Origin of the sequence: Flavobacterium sp. (assembly GCF_040402895.1) — a bacterium.
In the GTDB taxonomy this organism is placed as follows: domain Bacteria; phylum Bacteroidota; class Bacteroidia; order Flavobacteriales; family Flavobacteriaceae; genus Flavobacterium.
The window spans coordinates 76,956-101,605 of record NZ_JBBALR010000008.1; the positions used below are offsets into that span (position 1 = coordinate 76,956).

Annotated in this window: 24 protein-coding genes and 3 tRNA genes; 13 read left to right on the plus strand and 14 right to left on the minus strand. The window is 30.7% G+C overall.

The window, feature by feature from the left end:
- Window positions 1–15: 15 nt before the first annotated feature.
- Window positions 16–858: a DUF2911 domain-containing protein gene (locus ABWP60_RS08305; protein WP_353151177.1), complete on the minus strand. Its 843-nt coding sequence runs from the start codon at window positions 856–858 to the stop codon at window positions 16–18.
- Between the two features lie 146 nt (window positions 859–1,004).
- Here ABWP60_RS08305 and ABWP60_RS08310 point away from each other — a divergent pair, with 146 nt between their 5' ends.
- A complete protein-coding gene (locus tag ABWP60_RS08310) occupies window positions 1,005–1,469 on the plus strand; it encodes an SRPBCC family protein (protein WP_353151180.1) in 465 nt (154 codons plus the stop codon).
- A gap of 1 nt (window position 1,470) precedes the next feature.
- Window positions 1,471–2,760 (plus strand): cryptochrome/photolyase family protein, encoded by a 1,290-nt coding sequence (locus ABWP60_RS08315; RefSeq protein WP_353151182.1) that lies wholly within the window; start codon window positions 1,471–1,473, stop codon window positions 2,758–2,760.
- Window position 2,761: 1 nt separating this feature from the next.
- Here the strand turns inward: ABWP60_RS08315 and ABWP60_RS08320 are convergent, their stop codons facing one another.
- Window positions 2,762–3,412, minus strand: coding sequence for an HAD family hydrolase (locus ABWP60_RS08320; RefSeq protein ID WP_353151185.1), 651 nt, complete (start codon window positions 3,410–3,412; stop codon window positions 2,762–2,764).
- Window positions 3,413–3,497: 85 nt separating this feature from the next.
- Between ABWP60_RS08320 and ABWP60_RS08325 the strand changes: the two genes are divergently transcribed.
- From ABWP60_RS08325 to ABWP60_RS08335, 3 genes are read left to right on the plus strand one after another with little or no spacing between them, the layout of a single operon-like run.
- Complete coding sequence (locus ABWP60_RS08325) at window positions 3,498–4,040, plus strand: RNA polymerase sigma factor (protein ID WP_353151188.1); 543 nt, start codon at window positions 3,498–3,500, stop codon at window positions 4,038–4,040.
- Window positions 4,041–4,071: 31 nt separating this feature from the next.
- Window positions 4,072–4,530 (plus strand): hypothetical protein, encoded by a 459-nt coding sequence (locus ABWP60_RS08330; protein WP_353151191.1) that lies wholly within the window; start codon window positions 4,072–4,074, stop codon window positions 4,528–4,530.
- A 12-nt stretch (window positions 4,531–4,542) separates the two neighbouring features.
- Window positions 4,543–5,082, plus strand: coding sequence for a hypothetical protein (locus tag ABWP60_RS08335; RefSeq protein WP_353151194.1), 540 nt, complete (start codon window positions 4,543–4,545; stop codon window positions 5,080–5,082).
- Between the two features lie 22 nt (window positions 5,083–5,104).
- Here the strand turns inward: ABWP60_RS08335 and ABWP60_RS08340 are convergent, their stop codons facing one another.
- Window positions 5,105–6,136, minus strand: coding sequence for a WD40/YVTN/BNR-like repeat-containing protein (locus tag ABWP60_RS08340; RefSeq protein ID WP_353151197.1), 1,032 nt, complete (start codon window positions 6,134–6,136; stop codon window positions 5,105–5,107).
- A gap of 163 nt (window positions 6,137–6,299) precedes the next feature.
- Between ABWP60_RS08340 and ABWP60_RS08345 the strand changes: the two genes are divergently transcribed.
- The 4 genes from ABWP60_RS08345 to ABWP60_RS08360 all read left to right on the plus strand — a co-directional run bounded on the left by ABWP60_RS08345 (window position 6,300) and on the right by ABWP60_RS08360 (window position 10,032).
- A complete protein-coding gene (locus tag ABWP60_RS08345; RefSeq protein ID WP_353151200.1) occupies window positions 6,300–7,517 on the plus strand; it encodes an RsmB/NOP family class I SAM-dependent RNA methyltransferase in 1,218 nt (405 codons plus the stop codon).
- A gap of 9 nt (window positions 7,518–7,526) precedes the next feature.
- Entirely contained in the window at window positions 7,527–8,633 is a 1,107-nt protein-coding gene (locus ABWP60_RS08350; RefSeq protein WP_353151203.1) for an endonuclease, read from the plus strand.
- A gap of 123 nt (window positions 8,634–8,756) precedes the next feature.
- Window positions 8,757–9,365: a YkgJ family cysteine cluster protein gene (locus tag ABWP60_RS08355; RefSeq protein ID WP_353151205.1), complete on the plus strand. Its 609-nt coding sequence runs from the start codon at window positions 8,757–8,759 to the stop codon at window positions 9,363–9,365.
- A gap of 70 nt (window positions 9,366–9,435) precedes the next feature.
- On the plus strand, window positions 9,436–10,032 hold the full coding sequence (locus tag ABWP60_RS08360; protein ID WP_353151208.1) for a YkgJ family cysteine cluster protein: 597 nt from the start codon (window positions 9,436–9,438) through the stop codon (window positions 10,030–10,032).
- Window positions 10,033–10,066: 34 nt separating this feature from the next.
- On the opposite strand, the gene ABWP60_RS08365 is transcribed toward ABWP60_RS08360, so the two are convergent.
- From ABWP60_RS08365 to ABWP60_RS08375, 3 genes are all read right to left on the minus strand, one after another.
- A tRNA-Arg gene (locus tag ABWP60_RS08365) sits at window positions 10,067–10,140 on the minus strand.
- Window positions 10,141–10,171: 31 nt separating this feature from the next.
- A tRNA-Pro gene (locus ABWP60_RS08370) sits at window positions 10,172–10,246 on the minus strand.
- A gap of 7 nt (window positions 10,247–10,253) precedes the next feature.
- Window positions 10,254–10,337, minus strand: a tRNA-Ser gene (locus ABWP60_RS08375).
- Window positions 10,338–10,590: 253 nt separating this feature from the next.
- Between ABWP60_RS08375 and ABWP60_RS08380 the strand changes: the two genes are divergently transcribed.
- The gene (locus ABWP60_RS08380; protein ID WP_353151211.1) at window positions 10,591–11,769 is read left to right on the plus strand and encodes an acetyl-CoA C-acyltransferase; all 1,179 of its coding nucleotides are present in this window, start codon (window positions 10,591–10,593) and stop codon (window positions 11,767–11,769) included.
- A 66-nt stretch (window positions 11,770–11,835) separates the two neighbouring features.
- On the plus strand, window positions 11,836–12,597 hold the full coding sequence (locus ABWP60_RS08385) for a C40 family peptidase (protein ID WP_353151214.1): 762 nt from the start codon (window positions 11,836–11,838) through the stop codon (window positions 12,595–12,597).
- A gap of 41 nt (window positions 12,598–12,638) precedes the next feature.
- Here ABWP60_RS08385 and ABWP60_RS08390 read toward each other — a convergent pair whose 3' ends face one another.
- Entirely contained in the window at window positions 12,639–14,597 is a 1,959-nt protein-coding gene (locus tag ABWP60_RS08390; protein WP_353151217.1) for a KUP/HAK/KT family potassium transporter, read from the minus strand.
- Window positions 14,598–14,758: 161 nt separating this feature from the next.
- On the opposite strand from ABWP60_RS08390, the gene pheT reads away from it, so the two are divergent.
- Window positions 14,759–17,188 carry a phenylalanine--tRNA ligase subunit beta gene (pheT, locus tag ABWP60_RS08395; RefSeq protein ID WP_353151220.1) on the plus strand — a complete coding sequence of 810 codons (2,430 nt, stop codon included), beginning with the start codon at window positions 14,759–14,761 and terminating at the stop codon, window positions 17,186–17,188.
- 65 nt (window positions 17,189–17,253) lie between these two features.
- Here pheT and ABWP60_RS08400 read toward each other — a convergent pair whose 3' ends face one another.
- From ABWP60_RS08400 to ABWP60_RS08430, 7 genes are all read right to left on the minus strand, one after another.
- Window positions 17,254–17,883 carry a hypothetical protein gene (locus ABWP60_RS08400; protein WP_353151223.1) on the minus strand — a complete coding sequence of 210 codons (630 nt, stop codon included), beginning with the start codon at window positions 17,881–17,883 and terminating at the stop codon, window positions 17,254–17,256.
- Window positions 17,884–17,956: 73 nt separating this feature from the next.
- Window positions 17,957–19,744: a 30S ribosomal protein S1 gene (gene rpsA, locus ABWP60_RS08405; RefSeq protein ID WP_353151226.1), complete on the minus strand. Its 1,788-nt coding sequence runs from the start codon at window positions 19,742–19,744 to the stop codon at window positions 17,957–17,959.
- Window positions 19,745–19,939: 195 nt separating this feature from the next.
- Window positions 19,940–20,626, minus strand: coding sequence for a (d)CMP kinase (gene cmk, locus ABWP60_RS08410; RefSeq protein ID WP_353151229.1), 687 nt, complete (start codon window positions 20,624–20,626; stop codon window positions 19,940–19,942).
- Window positions 20,627–20,678: 52 nt separating this feature from the next.
- Entirely contained in the window at window positions 20,679–21,695 is a 1,017-nt protein-coding gene (gene porQ, locus ABWP60_RS08415; RefSeq protein WP_353151232.1) for a type IX secretion system protein PorQ, read from the minus strand.
- Between the two features lie 98 nt (window positions 21,696–21,793).
- Window positions 21,794–22,309: a peptide-methionine (R)-S-oxide reductase MsrB gene (msrB, locus tag ABWP60_RS08420; protein ID WP_353151235.1), complete on the minus strand. Its 516-nt coding sequence runs from the start codon at window positions 22,307–22,309 to the stop codon at window positions 21,794–21,796.
- Window positions 22,310–22,462: 153 nt separating this feature from the next.
- Window positions 22,463–22,894, minus strand: coding sequence for a hypothetical protein (locus tag ABWP60_RS08425; protein WP_353151238.1), 432 nt, complete (start codon window positions 22,892–22,894; stop codon window positions 22,463–22,465).
- Window positions 22,894–23,379, minus strand: coding sequence for a DUF4920 domain-containing protein (locus ABWP60_RS08430; RefSeq protein WP_353151241.1), 486 nt, complete (start codon window positions 23,377–23,379; stop codon window positions 22,894–22,896). Before ABWP60_RS08430 ends, ABWP60_RS08425 begins: the two co-directional genes overlap by 1 nt.
- 148 nt (window positions 23,380–23,527) lie before the next feature.
- Between ABWP60_RS08430 and ABWP60_RS08435 the strand changes: the two genes are divergently transcribed.
- Window positions 23,528–24,592 carry a branched-chain amino acid aminotransferase gene (locus ABWP60_RS08435; RefSeq protein WP_502904817.1) on the plus strand — a complete coding sequence of 355 codons (1,065 nt, stop codon included), beginning with the start codon at window positions 23,528–23,530 and terminating at the stop codon, window positions 24,590–24,592.
- Window positions 24,593–24,650 lie beyond the last annotated feature (58 nt).

A 24,650-nucleotide genomic window follows, 5' to 3' on the forward strand; every position in this document is an offset into this window, starting at 1 on the left:
ATAGTTTAGTCCAAATTATTTAGACCATAATTCAATACTGTCTTTATTTTGTTTAATATAATCTTCGTTTTTTTCGGCAGTAGCGCCTGCTAAAGATAATTTTGCGGTTTCAATTGCTCCTTTTTTATCACCTAATTTAAATTGAATTAATGATTTTAATCTGTAATACCAAAACGGCACTTTCTCTCCAGATAAAGATATAGATTGATTTATCCAAAGTAATGCTTTATTCAAATCTGTATTTGATTGATAAAAATATTGTGCACTAGCGTAATAGTCTTTTGCAGAAGGACCATTCATAACATTTTCAATAGATTTTAAAACGGTTTCTTGTGTTGGCACTTCAATTTTAACAGATACAAGTGTTTTTTCCCACGATAATTCTAAATTTGCTGCATCTATTGTAACATTGTTAAAAGAAATAGTAAATGTTTCTACTAATCGGTTTAAACTTTCAGGCTTTGCAGATGTTTTTAAAGCAACGTTTTCCTCAATCCAGTTTTCTGGTAATCCCCAATTGTCAGTATCTTTATAAAAAATAATATCCCACGAATCTGCTTTTGGAGTAGTATATAATGCGTATTTACCTTTTGCTAACGATTTTCCATTTATTATCACATCTTGCGAAAAAGTAATAGTCGTATTTTCGTTTGCACCTGTTCGCCAATTTTTTCCATAAGGAACTAATTCGCCATAAACCGCTCTGCCTTTTGCACTTGGTCTATGATATTCCAAACTAATTTGCGTCAAACCAACAGTTTGATCCACTTTTGATATTGGACTTGCTTGTGGGGTAGCAATTTGTGCATTTAATACTCCTGAAATTAAGAGCATATAAAGGAATGTGTATTTTTTCATAACGTTATTATTTTTTTGCTAAAATAGTATTTTATTTTGTGTTTTAAAGTTAAAGAAAAATTAAAATAAAAAAGTATAATAATTTTGTAAACTACTTTATTTGTGTGCTTAAACAAACGTATATTTGCACTATTAAATTTTAAAAAATGAAAATATTCAGATTAGCATCCAAACAAAACTTACCCATTTCAAAAAAAGAAGCTTGGGATTTTTTATCAAGCCCAAAAAATTTAAAAGCAATTACACCGGAATACATGAGTTTTGAAATATTGAGCGGTGCAGATAGACCTATGTTTGCTGGTCAAATTATTCAATATATTGTTACTCCTGTTTTAGGAATAAAAACCAAATGGGTTAGCGAGATTACCCATATGGTAGAAGGAGAATATTTTGTTGATGTACAACTATTTGGGCCTTATGCTTTATGGCATCATAAACATTTTATCAAAGAAATAACAGGTGGCGTGGAAATGGAAGATATTATTGATTATAAAGTCCCAATGGGAATTTTAGGACAATTGGTACATCCTTTTTTGGTAAAACCAAAATTAGATGAGATTTTTGAATATAGAAGAAAAAAATTAATTGAACTTTTTGGAGAATTTAAATAATATGACAATTTTTTGGTTTAGAAGGGATTTACGTTTAGAAGATAATACCGCTTTATTTCATGCTTTACATGATAATGAAAATGTGTTGCCAATTTTTATTTTTGACGAAACCATTTTGCAACATTTAGAAAAAAATGATGCACGTGTAACGTTTATTCATAATCGGCTTGAAAAAATGAATATTGAACTTGCAAAAACCAACAAGTCTTTAGCTGTTTTTCATGGCCAACCAATTAAAATATTTAAAAAACTTATTAAGGATAATAAAGTTAAAACAGTTTATACTAATCATGATTATGAACCATATGCTCGAAAAAGAGACTTAGCATTATATGAACTTTTTAAAGAAAATAAAATTGATTTTAAAACGTGTAAAGATCAAGTAATTTTTGAAAAGTCAGAAATTACTAAAGATGACGGTTTGCCTTATGTAGTTTACACTCCCTATTCTAATAAATGGAAAGCAAAAGTAAAAGAAACTAAACTTGTAAATTATCCTTCCGAAAATTTACTTGCCAATTTAGCCTCGCATTCCTACCCTTTTTTATCGTTACAAGATGTTGGATTTGAAATAACTAAAATTTCACTTCCTGAATACACTATTACTGAAAAATTAATTTCTGAGTACGAAGCTACAAGAAATTTTCCTGCAATAAAAAACGGAACTTCATTATTAGGGATTCATTTACGATTTGGAACTATTAGTATCAGAAAATTAGTACAACATGCTTTAAAATTTGAGAAGGATACTTTTTTAAAAGAATTAATTTGGCGCGAATTTTTCATGCAAATTTTATGGCATTACCCTCATACACAAACCAAAAGTTTCAAACCTAAATATGATGAAATAAAGTGGGTAAATAATGAAAAACTATTTAAAAATTGGTGTGATGGCAAAACCGGATATCCAATGGTTGACGCTGGTATGAGAGAATTAAATACTACTGGTCATATGCACAATCGCGTACGAATGGTGGTAGCTAGTTTTTTATGCAAACATTTATTAATTGATTGGCGTTGGGGCGAAACTTATTTTGCCTCTAAATTATTAGATTATGAGCAATCTAGCAATGTTGGAAATTGGCAATGGGCAGCAGGTTCTGGTGTTGATGCTTCACCATATTTTAGAATATTTAATCCATCAGAGCAAATTAAAAAATTTGATAAAGAATTAAAATACATAAAAAAATGGGTTCCTGAATTGGAAACGCTAGAATATCCAAAACCAATTGTTGATCATAAAGAAGCAAGAGAAAAATGTTTACGCGTGTATAAAGAAGCCGTTGGATAATTTATTTTAAAATGGTTTTAATATCTAATTCTTCAAACCTGTCTATTACTAAATTAGCCAAGCTGTAATCTTGTTTTTTAGAATTTATACTTCTATATCCTACACAAAAAATACCAGCTGCGTGGGCGGCCTTTATTCCATTGGTACTGTCTTCAATAACAATACAATTTTCTTTGTTAGAATTTGATAATCTAACCGCTTCTAAAAAAATATCCGGATTGGGTTTCGATTGCGGAAAATCCTCACCAGAAACAATGTGCGAAAAATAAGTATGCAATTTAAAACGGTTAAAAACGCGATTTATAGTTACTTTAGACGAAGAAGACGCCAAAATTAATTGAATGCCATTTTGATGTAATTGTTGTATTAATTCCTCCACCCCTTCTAATAAAAACAAGTCTTCTTTAGTATCGAAAGCATCATTAAACAAGCTTCTTTTTTTTTGAACTAAACTGTCAATATCATCCTCTATTCCGAAATGATTTTTAATTTTTTCAAACACATTTTTTGTAGAATTTCCTGTAAAAGTAGCAAACATTTCTGCAGAAACTTCTATTTCTAATTCTTTAAAATGCTCATAATACGCATAATTGTGTACGGGTTCTGTGTCCACAATCACACCATCCATATCAAAAATTACAGTTTGTAACATCCTTTTTTCTTGCGAAATTAAAAAATTAAATGGTAATTAAACCTTTTTATGTAACTTTAGTCAAATAATAAACGAATTGTTAATTTTGCTAGAAGAAAAATTATTTATTGAAACTCTAATAAATCCGAAAACGCAAAATAAAGCGTTTAAACAATTGGTGCAACGCTTTCAAAAGCCATTATATTTTCATATTAGAAATATTGTTTTAAATCATGATGATGCGGATGACGTACTTCAAAATACATTTATAAAGGTGTTTTCAAATATCGGAAAATTTAAAGGGGATAGTAAATTATATTCTTGGATGTTTCGAATCGCAACAAATGAATCGCTTACTTTTATTGAGCAGCGAGCCAAAAAACAAGGAATTTCTAATATAGAAGTACAGCAAAAGGCAATATTAAATTTAGAATCAGATGTTTATTTTGAAGGAAATGAAATTCAATTGAAACTTCAAAAAGCTATTGCTACTTTGCCTGAAAAACAACAATTAGTTTTTAAATTGAAATATTTTGAAGAAATGAAATATGAAAGCATGAGTGAAATTTTAGACACCTCTGTTGGAGGTTTAAAAGCAAACTATCACCATGCAGTAAAAAAAATTGAAGAATATTTAAAAAACAATTAAACCATTTACCATAAATTAGGTCTAATATAAAATGAAAACAGAATTAAAAAATACTATAATTACAAGTGGTTTTACTACTCCTTTAGATTATTTTGATGATTTATCAGATAAAATAGCTGAGAAAATAACCGGAGAAGCCGCTACTGATTTAATTCCTAAAACATCAGGTTTTATTGTTCCGGAAAACTTTTTTGTTAAAAATGAAGATAAATTGATAACAAAAATTAATTATTCAAAAACTAAAGTCGTTAGCATAAAATACACTTTATACAAAGTAAGCGGAATTGCAGCAGTTTTATTACTTACTATTGTTTCTCCATTATTATACCTTTCTGCGGAAACAAAAGATAATGAGTTCGTTGAGATGAGTTATTTACAATTGCATTCTGAAGAATTAAGTGTTTATGAAGTAGGTTCGATGTTAGAAGAAAAAGAAATAATTGAGTTAGAAAACGAATTGATTTATAATAATTTAAATAATATTAATTAAATAAAAAGTAAAATGAAAAAATTAGTAATACTTGTGGCTTTTATTTTCAGCTTGAGCAATCATGCACAAGAAAACTTAGAGGTAAAAAAAGTAGAAATAGAAAAACGAAGAGCGCATTTAATCGAAAAAAGAGAAGAATTAATTGCTGCAAGAAAAGAAATTATTCAAGAAAGAAAGGATAAAATAAAATCGTTAAAAATTGCTTTCATTTCACAAAAATTAGCACTTACTTCAGTAGAAGCTGAAAAATTTTGGCCAGTTTACAATAAGTATGATGACAAAATAATGGCTTTAAAAGAAGCGCAAATGAAACTTCGAGTTGGTAAGAAAAATGGTACTGATGAAGATGCTTTAAAGAAAATTGAGGAAGCAGAAGCAATAGAATCTGAGGTAATGCTTTTAAAAAAGAAAATGCGTGCAGAATTAATTCCAATAATCACTGCTGAAAAAGTAGTTACTTTAGAGCGACTAGAACATGAATTTCATAGAAAAATTTTAGAGAAATTAAAAAGTCGCAAAGGCAATCGACCACCGCCTCCACCTAAAAGATAAATCAATAATTAATAAGCCATTTTCAGTGGCTTATTTTTATTTTGGTTACTTTATTTTTTCCAGCTAAATAAATGTTGTTTTTTTCACTAAATCGTAACGTATAAAAATCTGTGTCGTCTAATATTTTTGTCCACTTTTGCCCAAAATTAGTAGAATAATAAACACCTGATGTACCACATGTATATAATACTTTACCACGACTTTTTGGCATAAATTGTACGCAGGATGCATATCCAAAAGTAAGGTCTTTTGATACAATTTTCCACGTTTTTCCTCCATTTTTTGTAATGGCTTTATTTACAGAATTGTCTTTTTGATTTTCGTAATTTCCCCCAACAATAATTCCTTTTCTTTTATTGTAAAAATCCATAGAAAATGCACCTGTCATTGCTTCACCTTGTATAATTGGTGTTTCAAAAACATGCCATGTAATTCCTTTGTCATCACTTTTAAATAATCTAGATTTCATTCCTCCAGAAATAATATAAATAACGCCATCAATAATTTTCACATTCGTATTACTTGCAGCAAAAGCCGCTTCGCCTTCAGCTGTTTTTGGTAATATATCACAGGATATTTTTTTCCAGTTTTTTCCTGAATTCTCCGTTAAAAGTACAGATAAACAATCTTCTGTAGGATCTCCGACAACTACTCCGAAGCCTGTTTTTATATTAATAAACATACTGTCATAAAATACTTTTTCTCCCATTTCAGTATAAATTAATTTTGATGTGCAACTATAACCAAATGTATTTAGTTCATACATATTCGCAGGAGTTCCAGCATTTAAAACATATATTTCGCCAATTGAATACGCTATACTTCTAAAATCAGTATTTTCTTTCTGTAATTTTACGATTTTAGTTTCCGTTTCGTTTTCAAAACTTATAAACCCTGCTTTACTATTTGTGCCTCCAAACCAAACGCCGTTTATTGTTGGGTAAATAGCTCGAATAGAGAGAGAATCTAATAAAATATCCTTTCTTTCTGAAACTTTATATGTTGATTTACAAGATAAAAAAACACAAAAAACCAACATTGATATAATTCTCATAAGCTACTTATTTTAGGCTAAAATACAATTATTCAAAAAACGAACCGCTTTTTAAATACATATTTTTAGAAATTCATTACTTTAAAACGTGCTATTTAACCCATAAATCAAAGGTTTTTTTGATTTTAATTACTATATTTGTAGGCATTTTTATATATAATAGATGAGATTTCACAGAAACATTAGTTTTGCAGTAATAGATGCCTTAATGGCAATTTTTAACGAAGGAGAATATGCCGATAAAGTTGTAGCTAGGGCTTTAAAATTAGATAAAAGATGGGGAAGCAGCGATAGAAAATTTGTGGCAGAAACTATTTATGATATTGTTAGATGGAAACGACTTTATGCTGAAATAGCTGAAATTAAAAAAGAACCATTCGATAGAGATAGTATTTGGAGAATGTTTGCAGTTTGGGCTACTTTAAAAGGATATACATTACCAGATTGGAAATATTTTGAAGGTACACCTGTAAGAAGAATTAAAGGAAAATTTGATGAATTATCAAAAGATAGAAAGTTTAAAGAATCTATTCCTGATTGGATGGATGAAATGGGTGTAAAAGAGTTAGGTGAAACAATTTGGTCTAAAGAAATTACAGCTCAAAATGAACCCGCAAAAGTTATTTTACGAACAAATACCATTAAAACAACTAAAGAAGCTTTAAAACAAGAATTGCTTCAATTAGATATTCATACAAAAGTACTTCCTGATTATCCTGAGGCATTAGAGTTAGAGGAAAGAGCTAATGTTTTTATGACAGATATATTTAAAAATGGTTTGTTCGAAGTACAAGATGCCTCTTCTCAAATGGTAGCTCATATGTTAGATATTCAACCAGGAATGCGAGTAGTTGATACTTGCGCAGGTGCCGGTGGAAAAACATTACATATGGCTTGTTTAATGCAAAACAAAGGGCAAATTATTGCTATGGATTTGTATGAAAGCAAATTAAAACAATTGAAAATACGTGCCAAACGAAATGGGATTCATAACATCGAATACCGCGTAATAGATACTACTAAGGTGATAAAAAAACTTCACGGTCAAGCAGATAGAGTTCTTATTGATGCTCCATGTAGTGGACTTGGAGTATTAAAAAGAAATCCAGATGCTAAATGGAAATTAAAACCAGAATTTATAGATAACATTCGTAAAGTGCAAGCAGAAGTTTTGGAAAGCTATGCTCCTATCGTAAAACCAGGAGGAAAATTAGTATATGCTACATGTAGTGTCTTACCTTCTGAAAACCAAGAACAAGTAGAAAAATTCTTAACTACTGCTATTGGTAAAAACTTCACTTTCGTTCAAGACAAAAAAGTATTAGCACACCAATCTGGCTATGATGGATTTTATATGGCTTTATTAACCCGAAATAAATAATCCTAAATAATGAAAAAATATCTGTTAATAATATTAATTTCTTATAATTGTTTTAGTCAAGCTGGTTATCCAGCAAATCCATACTATAATGATATGAATTGGACGTTAACAGGTATGAGTTTGAAAAATGCTTTAGCTAGTAAAATTACATCTACACATACTATTTTTCTAACTTATGCACAAGATTGGGGGGCAACTCAGGCTACTGATGTCAACCCTGAAAATTCAAATAATGTTTTGTTATTATATGGATACAGCGTTACAACATGTCCAACTTCATCTTCTGATGATAATGATCATAGAGAGCGAAATAGTTTAAGTAATGGTGGTGGAAATTCTTGTGAATGGAATCGTGAACATGTTTATGCAAAATCATTAGGAACCCCTCAATTAGTTGACGGTGCAATATTTTCGGCTGATAGTGATGCTGGTGAGGATGCACACCATTTGAGATCTTGTGATGTGGATAGAAATGGAAATAGAGGAAATTCAAAATTCGCCACAGGTTCTGGTAATTCTTCAACAGTTTCAGGTGGCTGGTATCCAGGAGATGAATGGAAAGGTGATGTAGCTAGAATGATGATGTATATGTATTTAAGATATCCAACTCAATGTTTACCAATTAATGTTGGTACGGGTGCAACTGTTTCTACAGATACAAATATGATTCAATTATTTTTGCAATGGAATGCAGAAGATCCTGTATCCCTTTATGAAGATAATCGGAATACCTACCACGGAAATACGGCTAATGCTTATGCGCAAGGAAATAGAAATCCATTTATTGATAATCCTTACTTAGCTACCGTTATTTGGGGCGGACCTGTGGCAGAAAACAGATGGCCTACGGTGTTTTTATCTTCTCAAAGTTTCTTGACAGATGCAGCAGTTCAATTATATCCAAACCCAACGAATTCTAATGAAATAGAAATAACTACAGAAGAAATAATCACTAAATTAACTTTAGTAAATATTAATGGTCAAATTATTAAAGAAATTTTTAACCCTATTTTTAATCAAAATACCTATAAATTAAATAATTTACCACAAGGATTTTATTTCTTACAAATTTCTGCGGAAAACGGAAGTTTAACTAAAAAAATCATAGTTAACTAATCTAGTTTTTAAAATTATATTCTAAATCTCTACTTATTTTATAGTTAGAGATTTTTTGTTTTTTGAAATAAATACTACATAAACCAAGTTTAGTCATATTAAAGCGTACATTCGTAAAAAAATATGTCCATTGAAATAAAGGTTGTAGCCGTTGAACATTTGTTTAGTAAGTTAGATGTTGAAATAAATACCTTTCAAAAAGAAACCAAGTTGCATTGTAATTTGGGTTGTGGTAAATGTTGTACTAAATTAGACATTGAAGCCTCTCCATTAGAATTTTTACCTTGGGCATTTCATATTTTTTTAAATGGTGATGCAGAAAAAATCTTAGACGAATTAGAACTAAAAACTTCTTCAATTTGCCATATATACAATCCATTAACCTTATTAGATAAAGTAAACGGAAGTTGTAGTAATTATCCTTATCGTGGATTAATTTGCAGATTATTCGGTTATGGTGCTACAAAAGACAAATATGGACAATTGCGATTGGCTACTTGCAAAATAATAAAAAGCGAGCAAGTAGAAAACTTCAACAATTCAACAGAATCAATAAATAAAGGACTTCAAGTTCCAATATTTACGGACTATTTCATGAATTTATCCCAAATAGATTTTCATTTAGGGAATATTATTTTACCAATCAATCAAGCTTTAAAATATGCCATTGAGGAAGTATTGCAGTATTATGCCTATCGCCCTTTGCCAAATGGTTTTAAGAATATTGCTTAGTATTCAATTTAATATTGCTATATATTCATTTGACAATTCTATTTTAAACCGTAAATTGGCCGAAAAAAAAATGTCAATTGAAAGAAAAGTGCAAGAGATTGAATTGTTATTCGATAAAATAGAAACCGAATTAGCAACTTTTATATCTAAAACTCATTTATTCTGCAACGCGGGTTGTGGAAAATGTTGCACCAATCCTACGATGGAAGCGTCACCACTTGAGTTTTTACCTTGGGCGTTTCACTTGTTTAAAATTGGCGAAGCAGAAAACACACTTGAAAAATTAGCAAAACACTCCAACCCTATTTGTTTTAATTATAATCCAACTTCAGAAATAAATTTACATTTAGGAAGTTGTACAACCTATAAATACCGAGGTTTAGTTTGCAGGTTATTTGGATATGGTGCCACCAAAGATAAATTTACACAATTACGTTTGGCAACTTGTTCCATTATAAAAGAGCAACAAACTGAAAATTATAATGCTGCAAACGAAGCTATAAATAATGGATTGCCTGTTCCAATTTTTACAGATTATTATATGAATTTATCTCAAATAGATTTCCGTCTTGGAAATGTCTATGTGCATATAAACAAAGCGTTACAAATGGCTTTAGAAGAAGTAGTACACTATTATGCCTATAGAGATTTTCCGGAAGTTGAATAAAAAAAACCTCGATATAACTATCGAGGTTTTTTTGTGATCGCGCCAGGATTCGAACCTGGGACCTACTCATTAGAAGTGAGTTGCTCTATCCAGCTGAGCTACGCAACCTAAATTTTATTCGTTTGACAACCAAATGTTGTCGGGGTGGCAGGATTCGAACCTGCGGCCTCCTGCTCCCAAAGCAGGCGCGATAACCGGGCTACGCTACACCCCGAAAAAAGCGGAGAGACAGGGACTCGAACCCTGGCGACAGTCACCCGTCGACAGATTAGCAATCTGCTCCGTTACCACTCCGGCACCTCTCCTATTAATTCTGCAAAAGAATTATGCTTTTTTGCGGTTGCAAATATAGGATATCATTCTTTTATTTCCAATTAAAAGGCGTATAATTTTTAAATTAAAAACAAACCTGCTAAATATCAACATTATACATAAAAAAATAGCAATATCTAAATTTTAAAATTTCAAATTTAGTCAACTATATCTGCATAAAAAAGCAGTAAATAGTTAAAAATTTAGCAAAAATTTGTTACTTTCGCAATTCTAAATTGATTAAAAATGAGCAAAAAAGTAGTTATCGTATCCGCTGTAAGAACTCCAATTGGAAGTTTCATGGGCGCATTATCAAGTGTACCTGCAACTAAATTAGGAGCAGCAGCAATTAAAGGTGCTTTAAATAAAATACATTTAAACCCTTCTTTAGTTGATGAAGTAATAATGGGGAATGTAGTTCAAGCTGGTAATGGACAAGCACCAGCGCGTCAAGCTGCATTATATGCTGGATTAACTAATGATGTAATATGTACCACTATAAATAAAGTTTGTGCTTCTGGAATGAAAGCGGTAATGCAAGGCGCTCAAGCTATAATAGCTGGAGATGCACAAATTATTGTAGCTGGTGGAATGGAAAACATGAGTTTAATTCCTCATTATGCGCATTTAAGAAATGGTGTAAAATTTGGACCAACAACTTTTGTTGATGGCATGCAAAAAGATGGACTTATTGATGCTTACGATGGAAATGCTATGGGTGTATCTGCAGATTTATGCGCTACAGAACATAATATTTCTCGTGAAGAACAAGATAATTTTGCCATACAATCTTATTCACGTTCCGCAAATGCTTGGGATGCTGGTAAATTTGATGCCGAAATTGTTTCAGTAGAAGTGCCACAAAGAAAAGGAGATCCAATTATCGTTTCTAAAGACGAAGAATACACAAATGTAAAATTAGATCGTATACCTACTCTAGCTGCCGTTTTCACTAAAGATGGAACGGTTACTGCTGCTAATGCTTCCACAATTAATGATGGTGCTGCTGCATTAGTATTAATGAGTGAAGAAAAAGCAAATGAATTGGGCTTAAAACCTTTAGCATATATTAAATCATACGCGGATGCTGCGCAAGAACCTAAATGGTTTACAACTGCTCCGGCTAAAGCGTTACCAAAAGCGTTAGACAAAGCTGGAATATCAATTTCAGATGTCGACTATTTTGAGTTTAATGAAGCTTTTTCAGTAGTAGGTTTGGCTAACGCTAAAATTTTAGGTTTAGATAATGATAAAGTTAATGTTAATGGTGGCGCAGTTTCATTAGGACATCCACTGGGTTGTTCTGGAGCTAGAATTATTGTAACTTTAATTAATGTACTTGCTCAAAACAATGCAAAAATTGGTGCAGCTGCTATTTGTAATGGTGGTGGTGGCGCTTCTGCAATTGTGATTGAAAGAGTATAAATAAAATAATAATTAAAAAATTAACTATTGCATTATAATCAATAGTTGATTATCAATTATGACTACATGTTTGGAATTTGTAATTTAGGAATTGTACCCATACGTAGTGAAGCCAGCGATAAAAGCGAAATGGTTTCACAATTGCTATTTGGCGATACATTCAAGATTATGGAATCTACACTTAAGTGGACGAAAATACAAACTTCATTCGATGATTATGAAGGATGGATTGACACAAAACAATTTCAAAAAATTACAGAAAATCAATTTCTTTTATTAGAAAAATCAGAGTTTATTTTAAATGGTGAATTAATTGATTTCATTTCATACGAAATCAACCAATTAATGCCTATTCCATTGGGTAGTACCTTAAATTTTTTAGATATTAATGAAATTAATACTTCTAATTATCAATTTGAAGGACGAAAAGAATGTGGTATAAAACCGAAAGAAAATATTTTAAAAACAGCTTACTTATATTTAAATGCACCTTATTTATGGGGTGGAAAATCGCCTTTTGGAATTGATTGTTCCGGTTTCACTCAAATGGTTTATAAATTAAATGGATATAAATTATCAAGAGACGCTTCTCAACAAGCTATTCAAGGGGATGCACTAAGCTTTATTGAAGAAAGTGAACCAGGAGATTTAGCATTTTTTGATAACGATGAAGGAAATATTATTCATGTTGGAATTATGATGGAAAATAATTACATCATTCACGCTTCAGGAAAAGTCAGAATTGACAGAATTGACCATTTAGGTATTTATAATGTAGATACCGGAAGGCATACTCATAAACTACGAGTGATTAAGAAAGTGATTTAAAAAAATAAAAAAACCAGAAATTTACTTTCTGGTTTTTTTTATTAATCTATTCTAGTTAACTGCACCTCTTTTGTCTCCGAAATTTTTAATGGAAACTTTTCTATTGTAACCGAACCTGGGTCTAAACCAAAGGCTCTTTCTTCGGACAAGCCCAATTTCTTTAAAACATTATAACCATCTAAAATAAGTTTTTCATAAAACGGCAAAGCATTGTCATAAGACATAAATTTTTCAATTAGTACAAATCTAAAATCGCTAATAATTTTATGTTTATGTAAAGAAGTATATCTACTTATTAAATCTATTTCACCTCTTTCTTGCATGTCTTTTACTACTTGAGCAAACATTTTATTAAATTTCGGAGCTACTCTAAATCCTAATCTAAAATCAACGCGAATGACATCATCATGAATAAATTCGCAAACACGATATTCCATCGTATAGGGCTCATCAACAACATGAACGTGGGCAAACCAATAAATATCAGCACGTTTAGGATTGTTATTAATAATAGAATAAATAATTTTCGATTCAATTTCGTATCGATTATCCGCACTTGTTAAATAGACTAAATTTGTGGCATATTTAGCAATAGATTCATCTCTACTTAAATCTTCTAAAACAGGTAAGTAGTTGTCTAATTTTACAAATTCAATGAATCTGTTTCTAATTTTTCTAGCAAAATACCAACAAGTCATTACTACAAATAATACAAATGCAATGATTAAAGTAATGTATCCTCCTTCACCAAATTTGTGCATACAAGCATATAAAAAGGCCAATTCAATAATTAAATACGTGATTACGATTACCCAAATAAAGGTTCTGTTATATCTTTTAATTATCATATAAAAATTCAGCAATGTGGTTGTCATTAGCATTGTTAAAACAATTGCCAAACCGTATGCTGCTTCCATTGCAGCTGCTTTTTCAAAATATAGAACAATAAAAATACAACCGACCCAAAGCAACCAATTTAAAGACGGAATATATAATTGTCCTCGTAATTCCGTTGGATATTTGATTTTAACTTTTGGCCAAAAATTCAAACGTATAGCTTCATTAATTAAAGTAAAAGAACCACTAATTAATGCTTGAGAAGCTACTATTGCAGCTAATGTAGCTATCCCAATTCCGAAAGGTAAAAACCAGGCGGGCATTACGCCATAAAAAGGATTTGTAATTCCTGCTTGTGTTAAGGTTTGACCATCATGTTGTAATAGCCAAGCGCCTTGACCCAAATAGTTTAATATCAAAGTTGCTTTTACAAAAATCCAACTTATTCGAATATTTTCTTTTCCGCAATGTCCTAAGTCAGAATATAATGCCTCTGCTCCTGTTGTACATAAAAATACAGCACCTAAATATAAATAGCCCCCATGTATAGATAAAAGTTTGTAAGCATAATAAGGATTTAACGAAGAAAGAATATCAACATTATTGATTGTTTGGATCAAACCTAAACCACCAAGCATGGCAAACCATACGAACATCACCGGTCCAAAAAACTTACCTATAAATTTAGTACCAAATTGTTGAATGGCAAATAATAATGTTAAGATTATTATTACAATATACATAATATATTTTTCCTCAAAACTTGGATACATTGTTTTCACACCTTCTATAGCTGAGGAAACAGAAATGGGTGGTGTAATGATCCCATCGGCTAACAACGTACAACCTCCAATTATAGCAGGAAACAATAACCATTTAATTTTAGCTTTTCTAATTAAAGCGTATAAAGAAAAGATTCCACCTTCCCCATTATTATCCGCTCGAAGTGTAAGAATAACGTATTTTACTGTAGTTTGAAGTGTTAATGTCCAAAAAATACAAGAAATGGCTCCTTTAATGATATCTGAATCTATAGGATTTTTTCCAATAATTGCATTAAGAACATACAAAGGAGAAGTTCCAATATCTCCATAAATAATACCTAGCGTAACTAGTAAACCGGCAGCAGAAAGTTTGTGCAAGCCATGATGACCTTTTTCCATTTTGAATTTTATAAAACGAAATACAAAATTACAAAAACAATATGTTTCAAATTGAATTTTATGGAAAAATATTTTACTAATAAATTAAGTAGGAACTTTAAAAATTACTTTTAAATTCTAATCAAATACCTATATTTGCAATCTTATTAAAATAACATACTATGCGTATTTCTTATAATTGGCTAAAACAATTTATTAAAATAGACTGGAAATCAGATGAAACTGCGGCTTTACTGACCGATTTGGGGTTAGAAGTCGAAGTAGTTGATGCCTTTGAAAGTGTTGCTGGTGGACTGAAAGGAATTGTTATTGGACATGTTTTGACTTGTGAAAAGCATCCAGATGCCGATAAATTAAAAATTACAACTGTAGATTTAGGTGATGGAAATGCGCCAGTACAAATAGTTTGTGGGGCCAGTAATGTTGCCGCTGGACAAAAAGTTCCTGTGGCTACAATTGGAACAAAATTATATGACAAAGACGGAAACGCTTTTGAAATTAAAAAAGGAAAAATTAGAGGTCAAGAAAGCCATGGAATGATTTGTGCCGAAGATGAAATTGGTTTAGGAAATAGTCATGATGGAATTTTGATACTAGCTGATGATTTAATTCCAGGTACACCAGCCAGTAAAGTTTTTAACATAGAAGTCGATGAAGTTTTTGAAATTGGTTTAACACCAAATCGTGCAGACGCCATGAGCCATATGGGAGTGGCACGAGATTTAAAAGCTGGTTTACTTCAATCAAATGTAACTACTGAATTTATTACGCCATCTGTTAGTAAATTTAAAGTCGATAAAAGAACTTTAAAAATAGATGTAAAAGTTGAAGATACTAAATTAGCACCAAGATATGCTGGTATTACGATTTCTGGAATTACTGTAAAACCTTCACCAAGTTGGTTACAAAATAGACTAAAAGCAATTGGACTAACTCCAAAAAACAATATTGTTGACGTTACAAATTATGTATTACATGAACTGGGTCAACCATTACATGCTTTTGATGCTAATAAAATAAATGGAAATAAAATAATTGTTAAAACCGTTGCAGCTGGCACAAAATTTACAACATTAGATGCTATTGAACGTACATTACATGAAGAAGATTTAATGATTTGTGACGAAACTGGACCAATATGTATGGCAGGTGTTTTTGGTGGTGCTACTTCTGGAGTAACGGAAACCACCACAAATATTTTCTTGGAAAGCGCTTATTTTAATCCTGTTTCTATTAGAAAAACAGCAAAGCGACATACTTTATCAACAGATGCATCATTCCGATTTGAAAGAGGTATTGATCCTGAAATTACGGCTTATGCCTTAAAACGTGCTGCTTTGTTGATTCAAGAAGTTGCAGGCGGTGAAATTACTTCTGATTTAATTGATAACTATCCTAAAAAGATAGAAGATTTTAATGTATTCTTGTCTTTTGAAAAAGTTAATAAATTAATTGGGGAAGAATTAAAAAAAGAAACTATAAAAAATATTTTAGCTTCTTTAGACATTAAAATTATTAGTATTTCTGATTCTGGATTAGGTTTAAATATTCCGCCATATCGTGTAGATGTGCAAAGAGAAGTAGATGTTATTGAAGAAATTTTAAGAGTTTACGGTTACAATAACATTAAAATTCCTAATAAAATTAACGCCTCCGTTTCAAATTCTTCAAGAACAGAAGAATTTAAAGTACAAAATATAATAGCTAATCAATTGTGCGCATTGGGATTTAATGAAATGATGGCGAATTCCTTAACGACTTCAAATTACCTAGCGTATTCTGAACAAATACTTTCAGAAGAAACGGTTACCATGTTAAATCCATTAAGTAATGATTTATCTGTAATGCGCCAATCCATGTTGTTTTCTGCTTTAGAAGCCGTTTCTTATAATATTAACAGAAGAAATTCAGATTTAAAATTATTTGAATTTGGAAAAACATATCATTCCATTAAAAAAAATTATATAGAAAAAAAGCATCTAACAATAACTATGTCAGGTAATGCTTCATCTGAAAGTTGGAATTTAGCTCAAAAACCTACCGATTTCTTTTTATTTAAAGGATATATTACAGGTGTTTTATCGAAATTAAATATTGATACAAAAGTTAAAACAGTTCCAGTAACGCAGGATATTTTTGCTGAAGGAATTGGGTTCTCAATTGGTAATGAAGTCATTGCTGAATTTGGAACCATAAAAAAATCTGTTTTAAAACAATTTGACATCAAACAAGAGGTGTTTTATGGAGATATCAATTGGGATGCCATTCAAAAATATGTTTCAAATAAAATAAAATTAGTTGATATTCCTAAATTTCCAGAAGTAAGAAGAGATTTAGCTTTATTAGTAAATCAATCTGTAACTTTTGAAGCATTATATCTTGAAGCAAAACAAACAGAAAAATCTTTATTAAAAAATATTAACTTATTTGATGTGTACCAAGGGAAAAACTTACCTGAAGGAAAAAAATCGTATGCCTTAAGTTTTGTTCTTCAAGATACTTCAAACACACTAACAGATGTTCAAATTGATAAAATTATGAATAAATTACAAAGCAATTTCGAAACTAAATTTGAAGCGGTTTTAAGATAAATTATAATAAAATAAATGAATCCTTTTAATATAAAACTTAAAAGGATTTTTTTGTTTATCTAATCTTATTTTAAAAATCCTGCTGCTTTTATTTCTTTATGAATTTGAAGAATATTTTCTGGTATTTCAGCATCTAAAATCCAGTTGATATCTAAACTGTTATAGTTTGCAGTTTTCAAAAGCATCGTATTCTTAGAAATATTGGCTCCTAGCCTATTTAAATCTTCTTTGAAATCTAACAAAAAATCTTCGTGAAGTACCTGAATTAAAAGTAAAATTTTAAAAGTACGTATGATTACATAATTATAAAATTTTGTTGACTTTTGAGGTTTAGAATGTGTTAAAGAAAAGGCATTTTGCTCAATAACTTCATTTAGCATTAGCAAATTCAAGCTAATTTCTCCAAACTTATCTTTTGTAATTTTCACGTGATGCGAAATTTTTCCGCTGATACTTCGCATTTCAATTGCGATATAATCTAATGAATGAAAATTTTCAGAAAATCGATGAATTTGTTTAGAAATATTTATTTCCATTACTCTTCGTTTGTCCTCTACAGTATCGGTGTCAACTAATTCAAAATATAATTTTTCTGCTAAATCCAAATCTCTTCGTAACAATCTTAAAATAAGTTTGTCTTTCTCTTTTTCTGGTAATTCTTGGAGTGCTATTTTGAAATCAATATCTTTAAACATAATGTTTGTTTGTATTTATAAAAAAATCCCAACCATTTCTGATTGGGATTACTTTTAGTATAAAATGAGAAAATTATTTTTTCTCTGATTTTTCCATTTTTGCTTTCAATTCCATTAATGCATCGATATCTCCTAAAGTAGATTTTTCAGCATTGTTTGAAGATGAAGCTACATTATTATTGCTAGATTCGTTAGAAGCCGCTTTGAAGTTTTTCTCTTCTTCTTCTCTGAAAGTAGCAGTATGTGAAGCAACGATTCTTTTGAATTCTTTGTTAAATTCGATAACTTTAAATTCAATTGAATCCCCTTTTTTCAATTTTTTACCATCTTCTTTTTCTAAGTGACGAGTTGGAACAAATCCTTGAACGTCTTCAGAAAATTCTACAGTAGCACCTTTGTCAACAATTTCAGAAACAGTACCCGTGTGAACTGTACCTACTGCATAAGAAGCTTCATGTTTGTCCCAAGGATTATCTAAAGTTTGTTTGTGACCTAAAGATAATTTACGAGCTTCAACATCTAATTCTAAAACTACAACCTCTAATTTGTCACCAACGTTAACAAATTCTGATGGATGTTTGATTTTTTTAGTCCAAGATAAATCAGAAATGTAAACTAAACCGTCAATTCCTTCTTCTAATTCTACGAAAATTCCGAAGTTAGTAAAGTTTCTTACAATTCCTGTATGTTTAGAACCTAATGGATATTTATCAGTAATTCCTGTCCATGGATCTTGCGTCATTTGTTTAATACCTAATGACATTTTTCTATCATCTCTATCTAAAGTTAAGATCACTGCATCTACAGTATCACCCACTTTAACGAAATCTTGAGCTGAACGTAAATGTGTAGACCAAGACATTTCAGAAACGTGAATTAATCCTTCAACTCCTTCAGCTACTTCAATGAAAGCACCATAATCAGCTAAAACAACTACTTTACCTTTTACTTTATCACCAACATTTAATTCAGCTGATAAAGCATCCCATGGATGAGCATTTAATTGTTTTAAACCTAATTGAATTCTTGTTTTCTCGTCATCGAAATCTAAAATTACAACATTTAATTTTTGATCTAATTCTAATACTTCGCTTGGATGATTGATACGAGACCAAGATAAATCTGTAATATGAATTAATCCATCTACACCACCTAAGTCGATAAACACACCATAAGAAGTAATGTTTTTAACCACACCTTCTAATACTTGTCCTTTTTCTAATTGACCGATGATTTCTTTTTTCTGAACTTCAATATCTGCTTCGATAAGCGCTTTATGAGAAACTACTACGTTTTTAAATTCGTGATTAATTTTCACAACTTTAAATTCCATAGTTTTATTTACGTATTGATCGTAATCACGGATTGGTTTCACATCAATTTGAGAACCTGGTAAGAAAGCTTCAATACCAAATACGTCAACAATCATTCCACCTTTAGTTCTACATTTCACAAAACCGTTAACAATTTCTCCAGTTTCGTTAGCAGAAATAACTCTATCCCATGCTTTGATTGTTCTTGCTTTTTTGTGAGATAATACTAATTGACCTGTTTTATCCTCACGGATATCAATTAATACTTCTACTTTGTCACCCACTTTTAAAGATGGATTGTAACGGAATTCGTTTAAAGAGATAACGCCCTCAGATTTAGCGTTGATATCCACAATAACATCTCTGTCAGTGATTCTTACAACTACTCCTTCTACTACTTCTTCGTCAGAAGTTGAGATGAATGTTTTTGATACTAAATCTTCAAATTCTTGAAGGTTACTTGCGTCAATAGGGTCAATTCCTTCAGCATAATTATGCCAGTTGAAATCTACTAAAAACGACTCTTGGTCTTTGTTTAATTCAGACATGCGTGTTTAATTTGTATGTTGTGTTTGTTTTGAGTTTTATTGCGCAGGTTAAAACAACAACAGTGATTTACATAAATATTTGATTACCAATTGAAAACTCTACTCTGCCAAAAGGTGTGCAAAGATAGTACTTTTTTGATAAATACAAATAAATAGTAAAGAAAATAGAGGTTAGTTATTAGAAAATTAAATATATTATTTCAATTTCTCATTCACCAACTCCATTACTAATTCAAATTGTTCTTTTTTAGATAAATTAGAATTGTCAATTTCAATAGCGTCATCAGCTTTAAGAAGAGGAGAATCTTCTCTGTGGGTATCAATATAATCACGTTCTTGTACGTTTTGTAGCACTTCTTCAAAAGTAACACGTTGCCCTTTTTCAAGTAGTTCATCGAAGCGGCGTTGGGCTTTGGTTTGTGGACTTGCAGTCATAAATAATTTTAAATCCGCATTAGGGAAAACCACGGTTCCAATATCACGACCATCCATAACTATGCCTTTATTTTGTCCCATTTGTTGTTGTTGCTCCACTAATTTAGCTCGAACCTCGGATATTTCCGCAATTTTACTTACTAAACGTGACACTACAATGGTACGAATGGCTTGTTCGATGTTTTCATTATTTAAATACATTTCTGCAAAGCCTAATGTTTCGTTAAAACGAAATTGTAATGAAACATTAGATAAATTCTCTATTAATCCTTCAGTATCTAAATGCGTTTCAGAAACAAAATTATGCTGCATAGCAAAATACGTTACAGCCCGATACATAGCACCAGTATCAACATAAATATAGCCCAATTGATTAGCAATCTGTTTGGCTAATGTACTTTTACCTGTGGACGAAAATCCGTCTATGGCTATGGTGATTTTATTCATATTTTAAACATTTGATTTTCCCTTTAACTTTTACCCAAAACCTTTAAACCTATTAATCTAAATTAATAATTAATCCAAAAATACTTGAATTGGCTGCAATTGTATAGCGAGAATGTGAAAAATCAAATCGTACTTTATTAAATCGTAAGCTAAAACCAGCTGAAATTCCAGAAAAATTTCTTTGATCGATAATATTTAATTCTTGTCCTCTTCTAAAATTATATCCCAAACGAATGTTAAATGCTTTTTCTGGAAACAACTCTGCACCCATAATTACATGTCGCAAAGCATTATTAAAAAAAGATATTTTCTCTGCTTCCGAAGAACCATCCAAACCATTTTTTGCTCTATTCGGATTTGAAATTGCAATATTCCATTGTTGTAAATTCTCAAAAGTTAGGTGCCATCTGATTGGAACATTCTCAACTAATTGAGAAATTCCAGCTGTAATTTCAAAGGGTAATTTTTCTCTTGTAGTTTCGTATGGCGTAATTTGATAACCAATATTTCTAAAAGATATTCCGTAATTAATATCGTTTTTGTCGTCAATATATAAAAATCCAATATCTGTGGCTACTCCAAATGAATTGTATGATTCTAATGCTGATGTAATTAATTTAACATTAGTTCCTGCATAAAAATTTGTCCATGGTAAATTATAAGAATACCCAAATGATAAAGCGCCTTCTGAACCGGTAAAACTATTTGTAGAATTACCAAGTTCATCATATCCATCAAAATTTCCGTAATTAACATAATTCGCACCAATATGAAAAGTTTGCACGTGTCTGTCCCATGTATATGCGTAGTTTGCAGTACCATAGGTAACTTCACCAAAATAATTACTATAACTAGTAGCTAATTGATTGTGCATTTTTGGGTTAATTGTAGCTGGGTTGAAAATGGCTTGGTTTACGTCGTAATCTACAATAGTTACTGTTTTTCCACCTAATGACGCTTGTCTTGGTGATTGGACTAAATTTAAAAACTGATATACCGACTGACCTCCTACTTGCGCATAAATAGGCGAAACAAAGGCAATAAATATCGGTAAAAGTTTTCTTAGCATGTTTCTGTTATTCTGTAATAACGCAGATGCGAAGATAAAATTATAAATTTGAATGAGAAAATTTAGTTTTATTTGTTTTTGCCTAATTATCTAAAGACTTATTTAGCGGGTAAAAACTTTATTGAAACCGAATTAGTACAATAACGCTGACCTGTGGTTTCTTTAGGACCATCATCAAAAACATGACCTAAATGTCCACCACATTTAGCACACATGACTTCTGTACGAATCATACCATATGAGGTATCTTTATGGTAAATAGTCGCACCTTTTATCGCTTCATCAAAAGAAGGCCATCCACAATGCGAATCAAATTTAGTATCTGATGTAAATAACGGATTTTCACAGGCTGCACATACATACATTCCTTTTTCAAAATGTTTGTCGTATTCACCTGTGTAAGGTCTTTCGGTTCCTTTTTCTCTTAAAACTGCATATTCTTCTGGCGTAAGTTGCGCTTTCCATTCTGCATCAGTTTTTACAATTTTAAAATCCATGGTGTCTTTTTTAGTTTGCGTTTGTTTTGTAACTTCTTTTTTAACTTCAGCATTCTTAGTTTGACTATTACAAGAAATAAAACTGAATGTCATTAAAATAATAAATATATTTTTCATGATTTTTATATTTTTATAAAATTACAAAAAAGTTATACTCGAGATTTAAAAATAATAAAATTTAAGGAATTTATAACTTTTGTCAATCTAAATGCAGATTCTAAGAGATAAAAAAACCAGAACTGTATTCTGGTTTTAGATTTTGATTAGATTTTACTTTATGTATAATGTTTTTATTCTTTCAATAGGTCCGCCGCATTTCACTTCATGACAACTGATACAAGCATCTACCATAGTATTAAAACTTTCTTTTGTGTTTTTAGAACCATAAATTTCCGACTGTGTTTTTAAGAAAAACCCAGCTTTATTATTAAAAAAGTTGTCTCTTTCTTTGCCTTTAGTCATTGTAGCTTCTGAAATATTCAGAAAATATTTTGGCAATTCACCTAATGCATCTTTTTTGATTATTTTTTCACGAAGTTGTTTGTTATGCACATACATTTGTTCCATTAATACAGCCATTTCAGAAGCTTCGTACATTTTTAATTCTTCCTTTGGTTTTTCAATAGTGGAATTTTCTTCTTCTGATTTATTTTGATTACAACTCAAAAATAAAACGGAAAATATAGCAAAAAAATACTTCATTATTTAGAAATTAAAACGCCATGGGCTAAGAATTTGTATTCTGTTTTAGGTGCTGTAATTTCAGCTATTTCCTTTTCCGATTTTCCTTCGTCTTCAGCATAATGTTTTAATTCTGCTACAGAAGTTACTTCAATAAAGGCTTTTCCTTCAATAATTGTATTTCTTTTTTGTGCGTTCATAGGTACAAAAAATCCATACTCTTTAAATTTCACAAAGGCAGTTTCATTATTTCCTAAATCTAAGGTCATCCAACATCCTTTGTTTTGGCAAATTTCATTAATTTTTGAAGTGACTTTAATGGCTAAAGTATCTCCTATTTTTAACGTTTTATATTTTTCTAATAAGACCTCTTTCGAAACGGCATTTTCTTCGGTAATTTTTTCACCAAAAGATGCATATGTAGGCTTAGATTCTATTTTTGTTTCCTTTTTAGTACAGGAAATTGCTAGTATAAATAATGGTAAAATTAATAGTATATGCTTCATAATTATAGATTTATTAGGTGAAATAAAAAACAAAATTAATCAATAATATGAAACTTTGTTAATAATTATTCAAATAATGAATCTTCAACAATAATTAATTTAATAAATTTGTAAAAAATTTGGGAAACCAACACATATAGTAAATATAATGAGTAGCATTACAAACGATATTAAAATCATTAAAAATGAAACTTCAAAAATTAATGAAGTTGACTTTGAAAACTTAACGTTCGGAAACACATTTACAGATCATATGTTAATTTGTGATTTTAGAAATGGAGCTTGGGGACAACCAATTATTAAGGCATACGAACCATTTACAATAGATCCGTCAGCAAAAGTTTTTCATTATGGACAAGCTATTTTTGAAGGTATGAAGGCTTATAAAGATGCTAATGACGATGTATGGATGTTTCGTCCTGATGAAAATCATGTGCGATTTAATAAAAGTGCTATTCGTATGGCAATGCCTGAAGTTCCTGAAGAAATTTTTATTGACGGATTAAAATCGTTATTGAATTTAGAAAGAGATTGGGTGAAGTTTGGAAATGGGAATTCCTTATACATTAGACCATTTATGATAGCTATTGGTAGCGGTGTAATTGCGCAACCGTCATCTCAATATCGTTTTATGATAATTTTATCACCTGCTAAATCATATTATTCTGGTGAAGTTAAAGTAATTATTGCAGAACACTTTAGTCGTGCTGCTAACGGAGGGATTGGTGCTGCAAAAGCCGCTGGAAATTATTCCGCACAATTTTATCCAACAAAATTAGCCAATGATTTAGGCTATCAACAAATTATTTGGACGGACGACGCTACACATACAAAATTAGAAGAAGCAGGAACGATGAATGTATTCTTCAGAATTGGAGATACCTTATTAACAGCACCTACTTCTGAAAGAATTTTAGATGGTGTAACCAGAAAATCTGTTTTAGATATTGCAAAAAGAGATAATATTACTACAGAAGTTCGCCCTGTTTTAGTAGAAGAATTAGTTGCTGCTGCAAAAAATGGTACGTTGAAAGAAATTTTCGGCGCAGGAACCGCTGCTGTTATTAATCCAATTGTAGGTTTCTCATATAAAGAAGAATATTTTGAATTGCCTAAATTAGAAAATTCATTTGCATTAAGTTTAAAAGAAAAATTAAATAATATACAATACAAATTAGCAGACGACACGTTTGGTTGGACGGTTAAAGTATAATTTACTTAAATACTCATAAAAAAAGCAATTAGACATCTAATTGCTTTTTTTATACCTG